Genomic DNA, 18,226 nt, shown 5'->3' with positions numbered 1-18,226 from the left:
CATAGCGGGGCGTCCTCATTCGATCACATAACCTAGCGCGCGATAACCCAATCGTCGCTTTGCGGCCATCCGGGCCAGAACCGGAACGGTGCTGTCGACATAATCAACGACCAGGACGTCCCGCTTTCCATCATGCTGACGATGCAGACGGCCGACATACTGCGCCAAAGTGCCTTTCCAGGCGATCGGCATGGTCAGGAACAACGTGTCAAGACGCGCATCATCGAAGCCTTCCCCGATGTAGCGGCCTATCGCAAGTATCAGGCGCTCCTCATCGACTGCGACATTCAACGCCGCGGTGGCTTGCTTGCGATCCTTCGCCGACATGCCACCGCGCAGCACCACCAGATTTTTCACGAACGGCAAAAACTTCTGTTGGAAATAATCGAGGTGATCCTTCCGCTCCGTCAGCAGGATGGGCGAACGTTTGGCCTCGAGAGATTTCAACACGTCATCGAATATCAGGTCATTTCGGCCTTGGTCCTGCGCAAGGGCCGCATAGATCGCCGGCATTGACGGGCGCTCTGCCAAGACGAGTGACGCTGGCAACTCAAACTTGGTCGAACGGTCGCGGGCACGGTGGCGAATGCCACGTTCGGCGGCCTGCACCCTCGCATCGACCCGATGGCGAACGGGGCCGCATTGCATGAAGATGATCGGATGATGACCGTCCTTTCGGGCAACGGTGGCAGATAGGCCGACGACATATCGCGCCTTGGATCTGCGAGCGACAAGCTCAAAGCTCGCAGCGGACAAATGGTGGCACTCGTCGACAATCAGATGACCGTAATTGCCCACGACGTCATCGACCTCGCCATTCCGAACCAGGCTTTGGATCAGCGCCACATCAATGATCCCTGTCGGCTTCCTTTTCCCGCCACCGATGATGCCTATCTGCTTCGGGTCGATGCTCAGGAAGGAGCTCAGACGCTCTACCCATTGGGTGAGAAGCTCCCTGCGGTGAACAAGAACCAGCGTGTTGCGGCTACGATGTGCTATGAGTGCCGCTGCGACAACTGTCTTGCCGAAGGCGGTCGTGGCGGCGAGCACGCCGTTGTCGTTGGCGACAAGAGCATCAAAGGCCCGCGATTGTGGGCGTCGCAGTTCCCCTTGGAACGAGATGCCGGCGGGTAGAGCCTCTCCATCTTCGCGGAGATCCTCCAAAATGGCGGTCGCGCCATGGCTCTTGATGAGTTCAATCGCTTCGTCGAAGCAGCCTCGTGGCAGCGCGACATGGCGCGGGTGAAGCTCGGCACAGGAGATGATCCGAGGCTTGCCGAATGTCGGCAATCGCATTGCTTGTGCGCGATAGAATTCCGGGTTCTGGAATGCTGCCAGGCGCACGAACTGCGCAATCAGTGCGGACGGAAGCTCGGTCCTATCAATGTAAATCTGATCTGCGATCACGACCTTGATGCTTTGTGGGATCGCAGCCTCTATTCGCCGCGGCTCGCTACGACGCGACGGTAACATCTTCCAAGGCTCGTCGGCATGTTCGTCATCGACCGGCATCCGAACGCCTAAGACCCGCCCGGACAATTCGGCTTCGTCGGCGACCCTGTAGACTTCGTCCGCCGATAACCTGGGTTGAGACGACAGGTACGCCCACTGGTCATCGTAGGGTCGCAAGTCGTCATCGACAAAAACGCTGTTGCCATTTTCACGAGCTTTCTTTTGCAGGGGAAGCGCGATCAGATTGCCGAAGCCGCCAAGCGGCATGGTATCCTGGTTGGGAAAGAAACGGTCGTAAGACGTGAAGCCGATCTCGGGACGGTTCTCCATCGTCTCCGTTATCAGTGCGGCACCAAGTTGTCGGGCGATCTTTGCGGGAACGGGTTCTGAGAAGAATATCCACAAATGGCCACCGTTTCCCGACCTCGACCGTTCAAGGGCAGCGGAAATTCCTTTTGCACGACAAGTGGCCAGCAGAGCTCTGGTGTCGTCCACCCAGCTTTCCTTGTCGAAGTCAGCAGCAAGGAACCAGCATGTCTCGTCCTGCAGCAATGGATATACGCCGGCAACAAAGTCGCTTGAACAGGCATCGCCGCCACGAAGGTGCTTCTCGATGATATCCTCGGAATATGGGATGAACGCCTGATGCGGGCAGTCCCCACATTTCACCTTCGGCTTGCCGCAGATTCCTTTCGCCCACTCATTAGAACAGGCCGGTGAATAGCCGGAGCGTCCGTCCTTCTTGTTGTTCCAGCGAACCGGGAAGACGTCGGGGCGCCCGGCAAACAGCTGCCGGAATAACTCCACCTTCTCCATCGACGGTGAGCTGTTGGTAACAGGGGCGTCGACGAACGCTGGCTTCTCTGCGTCGGCCTGGCTATCGGAAATCAGCTGTTGCTCAACCGCTTCCAGTTCACGCTCAAGCGCCTTCCGCTCATCATTCAGATCAACCAGCCGCCGTCGAATGCGAGCAATGTTTTCCCATGCATCATTCTTTTCCGCCAACTTTGCAGCTTTCACCAAAATGATCGTGGGGATCAGCATAGGCCAAAGGCGTCCGTTTTTAAGGCGCACTATCCATCTCAGCCTCCGGGATTATGCGGAGCAGAATCCGCCGCAATCACCGGCAAATCCCGCCTTCAGCGACCGACACTCTGCATAATCACGTTCTCAGCATAATCAACGTTTTGCGGTGCACCGCAAAACGTTGAACTCGGCGCGGCCTGGCAGAAGACCTCTGAGCAGGGCCGCGACTACCTTTCGGTCAAGCTCGACGATCCGAGCTTCCCGGCCCCGATCTACGCAACGCTCGCCGAGGTGGAAGGCGAGGATGGCCTCCAGCTCATCTTGTCCCGCCCGAACCGGGGCTGATTAATATCAGGAGGTTCCGCCACCGATGGGTCTATCGCCAGCGCAATTTGGTGGAGCGGTTCTTCAATCGTATCAAGTAGATGCGTAGCTTGGCGACCCGATATGACCGACGGGCCGATAACTATCTCGCTGCCCTCAAGATCGTTGCCGCGAGCATATGGATCACGTCCAACTTATGAGTCTGCGTCCTAACTGTTGAGATCCCCAAACGTCGAAAGTCTACCGCCGAGATCTCGCTCCATTGAAAGGAGACCAATCCCGCTTCTTGTGATGGCGCCCTGAACCAGGTCCGGATCTCCGTCGATCAACCCTCAAGGGGTCGGCTAGCAAGCTGCCGCCGCTCCGTCTTCGTCTCCGCGGTGATCGCGACCGCCCCTGTTCCTTTGAGGAGCCATCAGCGGGAATTGGCCCGCTTCCGATGGAGCACCTCAAGATGGCACACGATCTTTCTCTCGCCCAGTCTCACGCCTTCCACCTCTGCAACAATCTGATGGTCCCAATCACCCTGTTCAGATCCGGCAACGAATTCGGCGTCCTTCCGTCCGACGAACTCGATGACGAAGACGATCTTGAGATCGTGCACGAATACTTCCCGCGTGGGTCTCATTGAGACCCACCTGTTCCTGCCGCTGGCGACCTGTCGGCTGCAAGGGAAGCTCCGCCGCAGCGCTCTGCTGCAACTTTTGTCAGTTGCACCCTGCGCCCTTGCCCCCTCCGCTCTTCGCGGCGGGACGAAGGTGGCCCGCAGATTGCGGGAAAATGAAGGGACGGCCGCTGTGCGGCCGAAGAAAATATGAAACGAGAAGAATTGGAGGCGCTGCGCGCCAATGTGAGTTGCGAAGCTGTGCTGGAGCAGACCGGATACAAAATCGATCTGAAAGAAAGCAGCCGTCGAGCCGTCAAATACCGGCACGGTGGCAACATCATTATTGTCACCCATCACGGAAGAGGCTGGTTCGATCCGCTGGGTGATGAGAAGGGTGACGTCTTCGGTCTTGCGATGTTTCTGGAAAGGACCACGTTTCCGGCCGCCGTGGACGCTGTCGCAGCGCTCGTCGGGTTTCAGCTTTCCCGGCCGGAATGGCGCCCGGCGCGGTCTGCAGTGTCAGACGAGGCCATTGCTGAGCGTTGGCGATGCCGGCGCTCGCCTTCGCCGGGATCGGGCGCGTGGCGCTATCTATCTTGGCAGCGCTTGATCCCGCCTGCCATAATCCGGCAGGCCATTCGGGAAGACGTCCTGCGGGAAGGACCTTTTGGCAGCATGTGGGCGGCGCATGTTGATAGCCATGGCCGAGTGGTCGGCTGGGAAGAACGAGGACCCGAATGGCGCGGATTTTCGACCAGGGGATCAAAGCTTCTGTTCCGATTGGGTCCGAGTGATGCCAATCGCATTTGCGTCACCGAGGCCGCGATCGACGCGATGAGCCTCGCAGCGCTCGAGGGTTCACGTGAGGGCACGCTTTATCTCAGTTCAGGAGGCGGGTGGTCACCGGCGACAGATGCAGCGCTCTGCGAACTCGCCCTCCGGCCGGGGCTGACACTGGTGGCCGCGACGGATGGCAATTCCCAAGGAGACAGCTACGTAGCGCGTTTGCGTGCGCTCGCCGAGGCGTCCAGCTGCGATTGGCAGAGGCTACGTCCGCCGGCGGACGACTGGAACGAGGTCTTAAAGAACAGAGAAAAGGAGAGACGGGAAAGGAAAATGGAGAAGAAGATGAGGCCTGCCGCATGCGCGCCGGCCGCGTCAAGGAGGCTTCGCCCGGCCAAGGCCGGCCCTTGACCCGCCCGGACGCGAGGCCGGCCGATCGGGAAGGGTCATGAAGGACTGAAGAGGATAGTGAGGTCGAAACGACGGTGCTGCCTTCGGTCCGCAAACCCCGAAAGGACCACGCTGATGACGTCGATATCCCTCCCCCGCAAAGTGTTTCAGGGTGTGGCCAAGCGCGCCGACATGTTCCGCATGTTCGATCGGCACGCCAAGCGCCCAGACCGTTTTGGCGGCGATCAGTCTGCCACCTATGCCGGCGAATGGTTCGAGATCGATGAGACCTCCTACAGTTACATGCTCGACATCCTGCCGCCGCTTTGGATGCGGGGCCCTATCTTTGCGATGCGCGAGTTCATGACGGGTTCCGTAACCTCGGTGTTCTACGCGATCCGGATCGATGACGCCGTCCGCTATTTCCACACATACTGCGACCTATCCGATTCAAACTCTGTCGAGGCGATGCGCTCGGCGATCCTTGACCGCGAAACCCGGCCGGTTCGGGCGATGAGCAGAGAGGAACGGCTCGAACATATCTGGAGCACGACCGCGGACGACTATCGCGGTTATGCCGGAGATCTATGGCCGAAGCCGGTGCAGGGCCGTCGCACGGTCATGCTTTATGGCGGCAAGGAAGGCACTCTCCTGAAGCTGCTCGAAACGCTGACCGACGACGAAATCGCAGCCAAGCTGCCGGTTCATCTGCGCCATCTCCCCACGGTCCTGGCGGCCTAAGCCAGAACCAATCCCCCACCATCCGAGCGCTGCAACCGTTCGAACCCTCGACTGGACGATTTCGTACGCCCGCTTTCCAAGGAGATTTCCATGAGCCACGATCCATTTTCACTCGATAGAGCTGGCACCTTCGACATGTTCGGTTCAGGCGCCCTTTCATCCGGGCTCAGCCTGGGCGTCACCGCCTTCGGTGACTTTTCGCCTGAAGCTGCCAATGATGACGATCCCGATCCAGTGCCGCCGGCTCCGGCTCCCGCCCTCCCCGTTTCTGACACCCCCGTGCGGCGGGCAGGACTTCGTGCAAATTTCTATCTCGATGGCGACCGCGAACTGGGCGCCACCTGGAAGGATCGCGCCCGCGCGAATGTTGCGGCGATCCTCGTTGCCGACGGAATTGCTAAGCAACACCGGCCCGCAACGCCCAAGGAGCAGGCACAACTGATCCGCTTCACAGGCTTCGGCGCCAGCGAACTCGCCAACGGCATGTTCCGCCGCCCGGGGGACGTCGATTTCCGCACTGGCTGGGACGATCTCGGCAACTCACTCGAAACAGCTGTCTCCGAAGCGGAATACGCGTCGCTCGCCCGCTGCACCCAGTATGCCCATTTCACGCCGGAGTTGATCATCAGGGCGATCTGGGCCGGGATCGCAAAGCTCGGCTGGCGCGGCGGCCGCGTGCTTGAACCCGGTATCGGAACAGGTCTGTTTCCAGCCCTAATGCCGGAGCGCTATCGTGACGCCGCCTATGTTACCGGGATCGAACTCGATCCGGTCACCGCCCGCATCGTCGGTCTGCTCCAGCCGAAGGCCCGGATCATCAATGGCGACTTCGCTCGCACCGATCTGGCGCCGATCTACGATCTCGCCATTGGGAATCCCCCTTCTCCGATCGCACGGTCCGATCCGACCGGGCCTATCGGGCGCTCGGCCTCCGGCTGCACGACTATTTCATTACCCGGTCGATCGATCTCCTGAAGCCCGGCGCGCTGGCCGCCTTCGTCACCTCGCACGGGACGATGGACAAGGCCGACACGACGGCCCGTGAGCAGATCGCCAAATCCGCTGACCTGATCGCCGCGATCCGCCTGCCCGAGGGCAGCTTCCGCCGCGATGCCGGCACGGATGTCGTCGTCGACATCCTCTTCTACCGCAAGCGAAAGCTCGGGGAGCCGGAAGGCGACCAGCTGTGGCTCGATGTGGATGAAGTCCAGCCGGCTACCGAGGAGAATGGCGCAATTTGCATCAATAGGTGGTTCGCCCGGCATCCGGATTTCGTACTCGGCACTCATGCCCTGATGTCGGGGCCGTACGGCGAGGCTTATACCTGCCGGCCGCGCGATGGCGAGGATCTCGAAACGGCGCTCGCCGCTGCCATCGATCTCCTGCCCGCCGATCTCTACGACGGAGAGCCGACGCCGATCGATTTCGATCTGGAAGACGAACTCGCCGAGATTGTCGATTTACAGCCGAAGGGCGGGCCTGTTCGCGAGGGCAGCTTCTTCCTCGATCGGTCGAGGGGCTAATGCAGATGCTCGACGGCGCTGCCCTCCCGGTCACGGTCCGGAAGGGCCGCACCGGGGATGGTATGCCGGAGAAGCATGTCCGGATCATTTCAAAGTTGATCCCGATCCGCGATGCGGTGCGCGAGGTGCTGAAGGCGCAGGAAACCGATCGCCCCTGGCGTGATCTTCAAGTGAGGCTGCGGGTCGCCTGGTCGAGTTTTGTCCGTGATTTCGGGCCGGTCAACCATACGACCGTTTCCATTCAGGAAGACTCCGAGACAGGGGAGGTCAAGGAAACCCATCGTCAGCCCAACCTCGCGCCGTTCCGCGACGATCCGGATTGCTGGCTGGTTGCCTCGATCGAGGATTACGATCTGGAGACCGACACGGCGAAGCCCGGTCCGATCTTCTCCGAGCGTGTGATCGCGCCGCCGGCCCGCCGACCATCACGTCGCCGGCAGATGCGCTGGCCGTCGTGCTGAACGAGCGCGGACACGTGGATATCGACCATATCGCCGAGTTGCTGCACCGCGATCCCGCTGATGTGGTCGACGAACTAGGTGAGGCTATCTTCCGTGACCCTGCGGATGGATCGTGGCAGACAGCCGACGGATATCTTTCCGGCGCCGTCCGCACCAAGCTGTCCGCCGCTCAGGCTGCGGCCGAGCTCGATCCGACCTATGAGCGCAACGTTCGCGCTTTAACTGACGTCCAGCCGGCCGATCTTCGACCCTCCGACATCACCGCGCGTCTCGGCGCGCCATGGATTCCGGCCGGCGACGTTGTTGCCTTCGTCAAAGAGAAGATGGATGCCGATATCCGCATCCACCATATGCCGGAGCTTGGCTTCTGGACGGTGGAGGCCCGCCAGCTCGGCTATACCGCCGCCGGCACGTCCGAATGGGGCACCAGCCGCCGCCATGCCGGCGATCTGCTCGCCGATGCGCTCAACAGCCGGGTTCCCCAAATCTTCGACACCTTCAAGGACATCGACGGCGAACGCCGAGTCCTGAACGTTGTCGATACGGAAGCTGCCCGCGAAAAACTGCAGAAGATCAAGCAGTCCTTCCAGGATTGGGTCTGGACCGATCCCGACCGCACCGATCGGCTGGCCCGCGATTACAATGACCGCTTCAACAATATCGCGCCGCGCAAATTCGACGGCTCCCATCTCAAACTTCCCGGCGCCTCTGACGCCTTCGTTCTTTATGGGCACCAGAAGCGCGGCATATGGCGGATTATCGCCGATGGATCGACCTATCTCGCCCATGCCGTCGGCGCCGGCAAGACGATGACCATGGCTGCCGCGATCATGGAGCAGCGCCGGCTTGGTCTGATCGCCAAGGCCATGCTGGTCGTGCCCGGCCATTGCCTGGCACAGGCCGCCCGCGAATTCCTCGCGCTCTACCCCAATGCCCGCATTCTCGTCGCCGACGAGACGAATTTTACGAAGGACAAGCGGGCTCGCTTCCTGTCGCGCGCGGCAACCGCCACCTGGGATGCGATCATTATCACCCATTCCGCTTTCCGCTTCATCGCCGTGCCCTCGGCCTTCGAACAGGAGATGATCCAGGACGAACTTCAGCTTTACGAGGATCTGTTGACCAAGGTCGACAGCGAGGATCGCGTCTCGCGCAAGCGCCTCGAGCGGTTGAAGGAAGGATTGCAGGAGCGTCTGGAGGGGCTCGCCACCCGCAAGGACGATCTGCTGACCATCTCGGAAATCGGTGTCGACCAGATCGTCGTCGACGAGGCGCAGGAGTTCCGCAAGCTTTCCTTCGCAACCAACATGTCGACGCTAAAGGGCATCGACCCGAACGGCTCGCAGCGCGCCTGGGATCTCTATGTCAAATCCCGCTACATCGAGACGAAAAACCCCGGCCGCGCGCTGGTACTCGCCTCCGGTACACCGATCACCAATACGCTGGGCGAGATGTTCTCGATCCAGCGGCTGCTTGGCCATGAGGCACTTGCCGAGCGCGGGCTGCACGAATTCGATGCGTGGGCATCCTGCTTCGGCGATACGACGACCGAACTCGAAATCCAGCCGTCCGGCAAATACAAGCCTGTCAGCCGTTTCGCCAGCTTCGTCAACGTGCCCGAGCTGATCGCGATGTTCCGATCCTTCGCCGATATCGTCATGCCCGATGATCTCCGCCAATATGTGAAGGTGCCGAACATCTCCACGGGGGCCGGCAGATCCTGACGGCCAAGCCGACGGCGCTGTTCAAAACCTATCAGCAAATGCTCGACGGCCGGATCAAGGCGATCGAGCAGCGCGAGGGACCAGCCAAGCCCGGCGATGATATTCTGCTCTCGGTCATTACCGATGGTCGTCACGCGGCGATCGACCTGCGCTTCGTGATGCCGGCGGCCGACAACGAGGCGGACAACAAGCTCAATCTACTGGTCCGCAATGCCCACCGGATCTGGAAGGAAACCGGCGAGACCGTGTATCAGCGGCCTGACGGCAAGGACTTTGATCTCCCCGGCGCCGCACAGATGATCTTTTCCGATCTCGGCACGATCAATGTCGAGAAATCGCGTGGCTTCTCGGCCTATCGCTTTATCCGCGATGAGCTGACCCGGCTTGGCGTGCCCGCCGCGCAGATCGCGTTTATGCAGGACTATAAAAAGACCGAGGCCAAGCAGCGGTTGTTCGGCGATGTCCGCGCCGGCAAGGTCCGCTTCCTGATCGGGAGTTCCGAGACGATGGGGACCGGCGTCAATGCACAGCTGAGGCTCAAGGCTCTCCACCATCTCGATGTCCCATGGCTGCCGTCGCAGATCGAGCAGCGGGAAGGCCGGATCGTTCGCCAGGGCAACCAGCATGACGAGGTCGATATCTTCGCCTATGCCACCGAGGGAAGTCTCGATGCCTTGATGTGGCAGAACAACGAGCGCAAGGCCCGGTTCATTGCCGCCGCGCTGTCCGGCGACACCTCGATCCGGCGGCTGGAGGACGTTGGCGAAGGTGCGGCCAACCAGTTTGCCATGGCGAAGGCCATCGCGTCTGGCGATGAGCGATTGATGCAGAAAGCTGGGCTCGAGGCCGATATCGCTCGGCTCGAACGCCTGCGCGCTGCCCACGAGGACGACCAATATGCCGTCCGCCGGCAAATGCGCGACGCCGAGCGCGAGATCGAGGTCTCGACGCGGCGCATAGGTGAAATCGGCGAGGACATCGCACGCCTCCGGCCGACCAATGGCGATGCCTTCACGATGACGGTACTGGGTCAGGACCATACCGAGCGTAAGGAGGCCGGTCGCGCGTTGATGAAGGAAATCCTCACGCTGCTTCAACTTCAGCAGGAGGGCGAGGTGCATCTAGCGACGATCGGAGGCTTCGATCTCGTCTATGAAGGGGAGCGCTTCGGAAAGGGCGATGGCTATCGTTTCGAGACGCTGCTCCAGCGCACCGGCGCGGAGTACGAGATCGACCTCGCCATTACGGTGACGCCTCTTGGCGCGATCTCACGGCTGGAGCATGGGCTTAATGGCTTCGACGAAGAGCAAAGCCAGTATCGCAGGCGGCTCGACGAGGCCGAGCGCCGGCTGAATTCCTATCAATCGCGCATCGGTGGCGCCTTCCAGTTCGCAGAGGAGCTCGGCGCGAAAAGGATGCAACTTCGCGAGATCGAGGGAGAACTGGCTGCTTCCGCCATTGCTGAAGCAGACCAGATGGCCGCATGACAAACTTAAAACCGTGCTGGTCTTGCGGCTTGGTCCTGCTCCCGCCATAGCCATCGCCGGATGGCGGGGCCGATACTTGAAATCCCTCAACCTCGATAATATCTGAGGATCACTTCCCGTTCAGATAATGTCCTGCCGCCGCAATCGCTGTGGCTTTCGATGTCGTCCGGGATCAGCAAAGGGCGCTCCCCTCGCGGGTTAAGCGCCCTTTTTGCGTTTCTGCTTCCAGCCGAGGTCTTCACGTGCCGTTCTGGCCGCGGCGTTTGCGCGCCGGGTATTCAAAAGAGAAACTGAAGAGAGGGAGGAGGACGGAACCGGTCGCCGATCGGTCCTCCTGCCGCCGCGTCGCTCAACCACCACCTGCGCCATCTCGGCCACTCGTCCTTCGCAGGGCCCAAAAGCCCCGCTTGTACTTCGCGGCAGGGATGCTCGGTCGCAGTTGCGTCAGTCCGGCCGATCGGCGGTCCGGGAGGTGTCTTCGAGAAAAAATGAAGACAGGAAGGGCTGGCGAGGCGCTGGTCCGAACTCCCCGAAAGGAGCAATCCCATGCAGATCATGAAAGTTGACCCCCGCGCTCTGAAGGAAAACCCAGAGCGGATGCGCCAGTCGAAGTCCTCACCGCAGGCCGATGCATTGATGCTCGCCACCATCAAGGCCGTCGGTATCGTCCAGCCGCCTGTCGTCGCGCCCGAAGCCGATGGTGGTAACGGCTACATCATCGACGCCGGCCATCGTCGCGTCCGGCTCGCCATTGCCGCAGGTCTCGAAGAAATCGAGATCCTGGTCGTGGATGCGGCCAATGACAATGGCGCGATGCGCTCCATGGTCGAGAACAGTGTTCGCGAAGCACTCAATCCCGTCGATCAATGGCGTGGCATCGAACGGCTCGTGGCTCTCGGCTGGACCGAGGAGGCGATCGCCGTCGCTCTCGCCCTTCCCGTCCGCCAGATCCGAAAGCTGCGCCTTCTCGCCAATGTGCTTCCGGCCATGTTGGAACAGATGGCGCTAGGTGACATGCCGTCCGAGCAGCAGTTGCGCGTCATCGCGGCCGCGGGCCAGGTCGAGCAGAAGGAGGTCTGGAAAGCCCACAAACCGAAGAAGGGTGACACCGCGCCTTGGTGGCAGGTAGCCAATGCGCTGACCAAGAAGCGCATGTATGCCAAGGATGCGAGCTTTGGCGATGATCTCGCTCAGGCCTATGGCATTGAATGGGTTGAGGATCTCTTCGCGCCTGCTGACCAGGACGGCCGCTACACCACCAATGTCGAGGGATTTCTCGGTGCGCAGCATGAATGGATGACGAACAATCTGCCGAAGAAGGGTGCGATCGTCGACGTCAACAGCTGGGGCCAGCCGGAGTTGCCGAAGAAGGCCTCTCAGGTCTACGGCAAGCCGTCCAAATCCGACCAAGCTGCGATGTACCTCGATCGCGATGGCAAGGTGCAGACGGTGCACTACCGGATGCCAGAGGCCGCGAAGCCCAACGGGATCGCTGGCGACGGCTCTGTCGGTGGCGGTGATGACGCTGACGCGATCGCCACGCCGAAGGTCCGGCCCGACGTGACCCAGAAGGGCCACGACATGATCGGCGACTATCGCACGGATGCGCTGCACGATGCGCTCGGTCGCGCGCCGATCGAGGACGACATGCTGATGGCGCTGATGGTGCTGGCCTTCGCGGGACAGAACGTCCGCGTCGACTCCGGTGCGGATGGGACCTTCTATGGCGGCAAGCGTTTCTCGCGCCATGCGGTCGGCTTGTTCGATGAGCATGGCAAGCTCGCCTTCGATCAAGATACGCTACGCGTTGCCGTTCGCTCGGTCCTCATCGATGTTCTGTCGTGCCGCCGGGGCATGTCGAACAGCGGCATGGTCGCGCGCATCGCAGGGGAGGCGATCGGCGCTGATGAATTCCTGCCAAACATGGGGTCGGAGGACTTCCTGTTGTGCCTGTCACGCCAAGCGCTGGAAGCATCTTGCGCCGAGGCATCGGTTCAGCCACGGCAGAAGGTGCGCGAAACCCGCGCAGCGCTCGTCGAGCATTTTGCGACCCAACACTACGTCCATCCGGTCGGCCGCTTCGCACCGCCGGCTGACGAACTACTCGAATGGATCCGCGCAGGTGCTGCCGCTCACGTCATCGGCACGGGCTCCCAGGATGACGAAGACGGCGATACTGGCGGCACCACTGAAGAGCATGAGGGGCCGGTCGAAGAGGAGGCGGGTCAGGATGATCTGCACGACGCCGAGGTCGCCGATGGCCACGACCAGGATTTCGATCAGAGGGCGGCCGCATGACCGGCGCACTCAAGTCAAGCTCGGCAACACCCACCCCCGATCTTTCGGGGGTGGAGTTTGCCACAAGTGCGGACGGAATTCCCGTTGCCCGCATCGCTGACTTGGTCCTCGCCATGGTCATGTCGCCAAGCGGCTTCGCATTCCTTGCAAGCGCAGCCTTCGTTCGCCGGCCGCTCGCTGAGCTGACCCGCGCCGATTTCATCGGGCACGATGGCCGGCTAGCGGGAGAGGCCGAGTTTCGAGCGCGTGTCGCCGAGACGGCTGGTCACAAACGTGACCTCGCTGCGCTGAACCGCGTGCAGACGCGCATATCGGCGAGCACGCCCTGGGGCGGTTCGCAGATGGCGGTCATCTATGCCGATGGTGTCGTTGCCCATAGCACGGCCGGCCACGGTGGTTTTCACCTTTCTTCCGACCGCAATGCCAAGGTCCATCCGCTCTTGCGCAAGGATACTTCCTGGTACGAGGAAGATTGCGAATGGGCGATCGTGGCCTTCAGCTTTCCAGAGCTTTTCACCGGCTACGAGCGGTCCACTGCCGAAAAGACCATTCGCAATACCTGGCCTGATGAATGGGAGGCGATCCACGGCGCCAAGCTGACCTAAGGCGAAAGCTGGGCCAGGGATCGACGGGCGTTCGATCAGCTCCATGCGGCAGACTATATCGTCACTTCGGCAATCCTCTCCGTTCAACACCCCGGCATGACCGAAGTCGTGGCTGTCGTCGGTGGTGACCGGAGATCTGACGACGATGAGCGTCGCTTCCTGGTGCCGAGCGACGAGTATGCTGGGCGCGGCCGGTTTGGCTTTGTCATCGATCCCGACCGTCACGCCGAATATCATGGGCTGTCCTCCTTCATCGGCTGGCGAGGTCAGGAGGATGGGTCATGATCGACATCCTCGCTCCGAAGCCGTTGGACAAGGCAATAGGCGCCCGTCTGGAAACCCTGCGGCACCTTGATTGTCTGACCCGGCAGATTGCGGCGCGCGCCGGACGGCAGGCGATTACGATGAAGGTCCGGAGCCGGGGGCGACGCCGATCGGGCCCGCGTCTCTATCATCAGGGGCTGGCTGACCGCCTTGCCTTCGAACGCTGGGGCGAACTCGACACGCTCGCATCTAGGCTGGCGGTGCAGGAGCAGATCATCGACACGCTCGAGCATTGCGGTGATGCGCCTGTTTCGCCGGTGGCGGGGATAGGCGGACCTCGAATGGGCTCTGCGCTGGATGGCATCTGGTCATCTTGCGGGCACGACATCTCCGAAGGTGGCGGGCTTGGCCATGTCGTCCCTCGTCGGCGTGCATCTGATATCGGACCCGTGCTGGACTGCCCTTCTTCTCGTTGCGTTCTGAACCGGCGGCCGGTCGTTTCAAGGCCGCTTGCGCGCCGCGGGGCGGCCGATCCAACCTCTCTGCGTGAGGGCAGGCTCGCGGACTGCTCAGGTCAAGACCTGCTGGCCCGCAAACCTGCCCTGCTGGTTCAGTCGGACCGGACCTATGAAGCCGCCCGTCCTATGCCGGTCCTGGTCGTCCGCATCGAAGGGCAGACCGGCACGGGCCGGAACCGCTTCGGCAGCCACGGAAGGAACAGACATGGCCAAGCCCACCACTCCCAATCGCTCCACCGCCCGATCGGCGCAATCCCGCCGAGGGACCACCCTCGAAATGGTCCGCCTCTCCTGCCCCGACGCCATCCAGGCGCACAAAATCGCCGAAAGCTTCGGCACGGCTATCGTCGACAGCGATGGCATCCGCAGCCTGCATGAGCGGCTGATCGTCGAGACGGCCGAAAGCCTTTCCGAAGGCCTGGGCGAAAAGGCCATGCAGATCCATCTGCAACGCATCGTCGGGGCCTTCGTCGGATCGGCGCATGGCGCCGGACAGTTCTATTCACGCGCCGTCACCGAAGCGCGCGACGCAACGGCCAAAGCTTCGAACGATGCCCGTGACGAGGATCTCGACGGTCCGGTCGGGTATGACAGCGGCGCCCAGCGCAAGCGGGAGTTCGCGGCCGACATGGGTGTCCAGTCCCATGCGCTGCGGATGGCGGCCGAGGGAGCAGTGGCCGCCTACGAACAGGTTGTCGGCGAAACCTGGAAGCCTTTCGACCGGCCGATCGAGAATCCCGGCGCTTCGCTCGACCGCAAGGCGGCCGAGGCTCAGATGGCGGCCTTCGGATAGCCCCATCGGCGGGGGCGACCCCGCCATCTCCTCTGCTCTCAGGCTGGCGCCTGCACGCGCCGGCCATTTGTCATCTCGAAATCAAGGGTTGGAGAAGCGCCTGTCGCGGCCCGTCCCGCTCGGCGGTCCTGCAGGAGCCGGGCGCCCATGCAACGGCTTTGCCGTCCTCCACGCTGTTGCGGCCGTTTCGGTGCATGGGCTCGACCTCCGGCTCCTGACTTCGGACCTCCGTGACGGACCGCGATAGGCGCGGTTTTTAGAAAAGGAGAAGAAGTCATGGCCAGGAAAACGGACATAGATCGAATCGACATCTACACGCGCATCACCGACCGGATCGTCAAGGATCTCGGACAGCGCGTGCGCCCCTGGATGAAGCCGTGGAGCGCCGCCAACACCAGTGACCGGATTACCCGGCCGGTGCGCCATAACGGCCTGCCCTACTCTGGCATGAACGTGCTCCTGTTGTGGTCGGAGCAGCTGTCGCGCGGCTTCTCCTCCTCGATTTGGATGACATTCAAGCAGGCTCTCGAACTGGGCGGAGCGGTGCGAAAGGGCGAAACGGGCTCGACGGTGGTCTTCGCGAGTCGCTTCACCAAATCGGTGGCCGACGGGAGCGGCAACGATGTCGCTCGGGAAATCCCGTTCCTGAAGGCCTATTCGGTGTTCAATATCGAGCAGATCGATGGTTTGCCTGACACCTATTATGCCCCGCCAGCCAAGGTGCGGGATACTGTCGAGCGCATCGAAAGCGCCGATCGCTTCTTCAAAGCGACGGGCGCAGTCATCCGGCATGGCGGCAACCAGGCCTACTACTCGCCGGTCATGGACTATATCCAGATGCCGCCCTTCGAGGCGTTTCGCGATGCCGCCGGTTATGCAGCCGTCCTCAGCCATGAGGCGACGCACTGGACGGCGGCGGAACATCGCGCTGGCCGTGACCTGTCGCGCTATGCAAAGGATAGGACGGAACGGGCTCGTGAAGAGCTCATCGCCGAGCTCGGCAGTTGCTTCCTTTGCGCCGATCTCGGCATTGCGCCGGAGCTTGAGCCACGGCCCGACCATGCGTCCTACCTGCAGTCATGGCTATCGGTCCTTGCCAACGACAAGCGGGCCATCTTCCAAGCGGCGGCTCACGCGCAACGCGCGGTCAGTTTTCTGCATTCCCTGCAGCCGGAAGCGGATTTCAAGGCTGCGGCCTGAACGTCAGGCGCGGTCGTCACCACCGGTGGCGGCCGCTTCTTCCATATCACGCTGATCTTGGAGACCTTGTGCGATGTCATTACCCAGCCTTCCCCAGATCGACAGTTTTGTAGTGTCGGGCTTCGGTTTGCGGGATGGCTTGCGCTCAATGATGAACGGCTTGGTCTGCTGACGCATTGTTCCTCCAGGCTGCGATTCGCGAGCGCAACGATATCGCACCGGGCATGGCAGGCAAGCCGGACCGCCGCTGTACATGACCCACTCCCCAACCGAAGCAGGCTCCGACGACGGGACAAGCGGAGCATGATCCAGGTTGCCATTCTTCCCACGGGCAAATGCGGTGAGCGCCATTGCCATATCCCTTCACGACAGAGTTTCCGGCAACCCATCTGCGGGCTCGATGGGGCATGTCTGACCGGAGACCGGCTGCGCCTCGATCGTCTTCCCGCAACGACAAGGCTTAAGATTTCTTACCCCGGATCCCTCACGGGCTCCTCCTCTCCCACTAACAAATCTGCGACTTGTCGCCCTCCATTGCATTGCGGCCCAATCGCCACCCCAACGCGCAGGCGCGCTGGGGACCCCGGCTGGGTGCGGTCCGATCGTCCCCAGTCTTTGCGACTGCCATCGAGGCCGCGATGGGCGCGGCCCGAACACGAGAAAAGGATTACGACAATGGCGACTATCGGCACCTTCACTTCCGAAAAGAACGGCTTCACCGGCTCCATTCGCACTCTCGCCCTCAACGTCAAAGCCCGCATTGCCCGGGTCGACAACCCCTCCGACAAGGGTCCGCAGTTCCGCGTCTATGCCGGAAGCGTCGAACTCGGCGCCGCCTGGCAGAAGACCTCCGAGCAGGGCCGCGACTACCTCTCGGTCAAGCTAGACGATCCGAGCTTCCCTGCCCCGATCTACGCAACGCTCGCCGAGGTCGAAGGCGAGGAAGGCCTCCAGCTCATCTGGTCCCGCCCGAACCGCGACTGATCGGGATCACAAGGCTCCGCCACCGGCGGAGCCCACTCTCTGCCGAGGGTCAAAGCCGGATCTGGCATCGAGCCAGGCCCGGCTTTTTTAGGTGGCATACGGTGAGCGGGGAAGCTGCTCAGAATGCCTGATCCTGCCAAGCGGCGACGCCGGCTTCAAGGATGAGCGGTTCCCCTAATTTGCTCCACCTGCCCTCAAGGGCAGTTTCCGCAAATCGGCTCCCCCACTCACCGGCTCTGCCGGTCGCTGGCGCGATCCCTGACCCCGTCATCCCCTCTCGGACCCGGCTGTCATCTCTCACAAACGTCAAGGAGACGAAGATGACCTAAGAACTTGAAATTCAGATCGAAGAACTGCGGGCCGAGCTGCGCAACGCTGTGGATGGCGCCGAGCGTCGCCAGATCCAAGCCGAGCTCGACATCGCCCAGGCGGAGATGATCGTCACGGCTACCGAGATGGAGGGCCTGGCTGAGGCAGAGCCGCCTTTCTGAGGTAAATTCCATCGCCTGTGGTCTTCCGACCAGAGCTGCCACAATTCTCTCGATCCCATTTCATCGACATTGGGAATGATGCTGATCGTGCATCCCGCCGCAACCTGACGCCGGCAGAATTTCCCCGCCTTCGGCTCCTCGCGCATCAAAATTCAGCCGTCATCAGGTCCTCCGCTGCGCTGCGGCCGTCACCGGTGCGGCACTCCTTCCCGATCCGCAATTCATCCCCGCGAGGAAACGCAATCGACAGGAGAAATCATATGCAACAGCTCGCTAAATTCCTCAAAGCAACCGGCCGCCGTCTTCGCATCCTCGCCAATGTGATCTGTCATTTGATATCTGCGATTCGGATCTTCTGTCCGTTCAGCGATGGCCCCTTTTTCGGCGAATACAATCATAAGCCTGTCTTGCAAGAGAAGCTCGATCAACCCTTCAAGCGATGATCTCGTTCATCGACAAACACCGTAGTTTGTTTGGGTCGAGTCGATTTGCAGGCTGCTGCCTATCGCCCCGACCTAAGATGAGAATGTCGCCAAACGCCTGGACGTGTATCAC

Annotated in this window: 13 protein-coding genes, 3 pseudogenes and 1 other annotated feature; of the genes and pseudogenes, 12 read left to right on the top strand and 4 right to left on the bottom strand. The window is 61.5% G+C overall.

The features are described from left to right. Positions 1–15 precede the first annotated feature (15 nt). Positions 16–2,496: a TOTE conflict system archaeo-eukaryotic primase domain-containing protein gene (locus tag H2O14_RS25850; RefSeq protein WP_246697845.1), complete on the bottom strand. Its 2,481-nt coding sequence runs from the start codon at positions 2,494–2,496 to the stop codon at positions 16–18. Positions 2,497–2,655: 159 nt separating this feature from the next. Here H2O14_RS25850 and H2O14_RS25845 point away from each other — a divergent pair. Continuing rightward, a pseudogene (locus tag H2O14_RS25845) lies at positions 2,656–2,823 on the top strand (DUF736 domain-containing protein); the annotation flags it as partial. Positions 2,824–2,846: 23 nt separating this feature from the next. After that, positions 2,847–3,002: pseudogene (locus H2O14_RS25840) on the top strand (IS5/IS1182 family transposase); the annotation flags it as partial. Between the two features lie 215 nt (positions 3,003–3,217). Here H2O14_RS25840 and H2O14_RS25835 read toward each other — a convergent pair. Then, positions 3,218–3,406, bottom strand: coding sequence for a hypothetical protein (locus tag H2O14_RS25835; RefSeq protein WP_182830187.1), 189 nt, complete (start codon positions 3,404–3,406; stop codon positions 3,218–3,220). A gap of 210 nt (positions 3,407–3,616) precedes the next feature. Between H2O14_RS25835 and H2O14_RS25830 the strand changes: the two genes are divergently transcribed. The 8 genes and pseudogenes from H2O14_RS25830 to H2O14_RS25800 all read left to right on the top strand — a co-directional run bounded on the left by H2O14_RS25830 (position 3,617) and on the right by H2O14_RS25800 (position 16,196). Beyond that, complete coding sequence (locus H2O14_RS25830; protein ID WP_182830186.1) at positions 3,617–4,603, top strand: DUF3991 and toprim domain-containing protein; 987 nt, start codon at positions 3,617–3,619, stop codon at positions 4,601–4,603. A 114-nt stretch (positions 4,604–4,717) separates the two neighbouring features. Next, positions 4,718–5,323 (top strand): DUF1419 domain-containing protein, encoded by a 606-nt coding sequence (locus H2O14_RS25825; RefSeq protein WP_182830185.1) that lies wholly within the window; start codon positions 4,718–4,720, stop codon positions 5,321–5,323. Positions 5,324–5,413: 90 nt separating this feature from the next. Next, positions 5,414–10,518: pseudogene (locus tag H2O14_RS25820) on the top strand (DEAD/DEAH box helicase family protein). A gap of 546 nt (positions 10,519–11,064) precedes the next feature. After that, positions 11,065–12,816, top strand: coding sequence for a ParB N-terminal domain-containing protein (locus tag H2O14_RS25815; protein ID WP_182830184.1), 1,752 nt, complete (start codon positions 11,065–11,067; stop codon positions 12,814–12,816). After that, positions 12,813–13,421: a DUF7007 domain-containing protein gene (locus tag H2O14_RS25810; protein WP_409526980.1), complete on the top strand. Its 609-nt coding sequence runs from the start codon at positions 12,813–12,815 to the stop codon at positions 13,419–13,421. Before H2O14_RS25815 ends, H2O14_RS25810 begins: the two co-directional genes overlap by 4 nt. A 96-nt stretch (positions 13,422–13,517) precedes the next feature. Further along, positions 13,518–13,706 carry a hypothetical protein gene (locus H2O14_RS29670; RefSeq protein ID WP_409526979.1) on the top strand — a complete coding sequence of 63 codons (189 nt, stop codon included), beginning with the start codon at positions 13,518–13,520 and terminating at the stop codon, positions 13,704–13,706. A 702-nt stretch (positions 13,707–14,408) separates the two neighbouring features. Beyond that, positions 14,409–14,996, top strand: coding sequence for a hypothetical protein (locus H2O14_RS25805; protein ID WP_182830183.1), 588 nt, complete (start codon positions 14,409–14,411; stop codon positions 14,994–14,996). Between the two features lie 276 nt (positions 14,997–15,272). Further along, a complete protein-coding gene (locus H2O14_RS25800; RefSeq protein WP_182830182.1) occupies positions 15,273–16,196 on the top strand; it encodes an ArdC family protein in 924 nt (307 codons plus the stop codon). A gap of 3 nt (positions 16,197–16,199) precedes the next feature. On the opposite strand, the gene H2O14_RS25795 is transcribed toward H2O14_RS25800, so the two are convergent. Beyond that, positions 16,200–16,373, bottom strand: coding sequence for a hypothetical protein (locus H2O14_RS25795; protein ID WP_182830181.1), 174 nt, complete (start codon positions 16,371–16,373; stop codon positions 16,200–16,202). 498 nt (positions 16,374–16,871) lie between these two features. On the opposite strand from H2O14_RS25795, the gene H2O14_RS25790 reads away from it, so the two are divergent. Further along, positions 16,872–17,180 carry a DUF736 domain-containing protein gene (locus tag H2O14_RS25790; RefSeq protein WP_113462179.1) on the top strand — a complete coding sequence of 103 codons (309 nt, stop codon included), beginning with the start codon at positions 16,872–16,874 and terminating at the stop codon, positions 17,178–17,180. Between the two features lie 290 nt (positions 17,181–17,470). Here H2O14_RS25790 and H2O14_RS25785 read toward each other — a convergent pair whose 3' ends face one another. Further along, positions 17,471–17,713, bottom strand: coding sequence for a hypothetical protein (locus tag H2O14_RS25785; protein WP_182830180.1), 243 nt, complete (start codon positions 17,711–17,713; stop codon positions 17,471–17,473). Positions 17,714–17,931: 218 nt separating this feature from the next. Between H2O14_RS25785 and H2O14_RS25780 the strand changes: the two genes are divergently transcribed. Beyond that, positions 17,932–18,114 (top strand): hypothetical protein, encoded by a 183-nt coding sequence (locus tag H2O14_RS25780; RefSeq protein WP_182830179.1) that lies wholly within the window; start codon positions 17,932–17,934, stop codon positions 18,112–18,114. Further along, positions 18,071–18,184 (top strand) — a sequence feature (AL1L pseudoknot). It overlaps the preceding gene by 44 nt. Positions 18,185–18,226 lie beyond the last annotated feature (42 nt).

It is taken from the genome of Rhizobium sp. G21 (genome assembly GCF_014158035.1).
GTDB lineage: Bacteria > Pseudomonadota > Alphaproteobacteria > Rhizobiales > Rhizobiaceae > Rhizobium_E.
The sequence above is the reverse complement of the archived record's forward strand: the minus strand, read 5'-3'. Positions and strand labels throughout refer to the sequence as shown.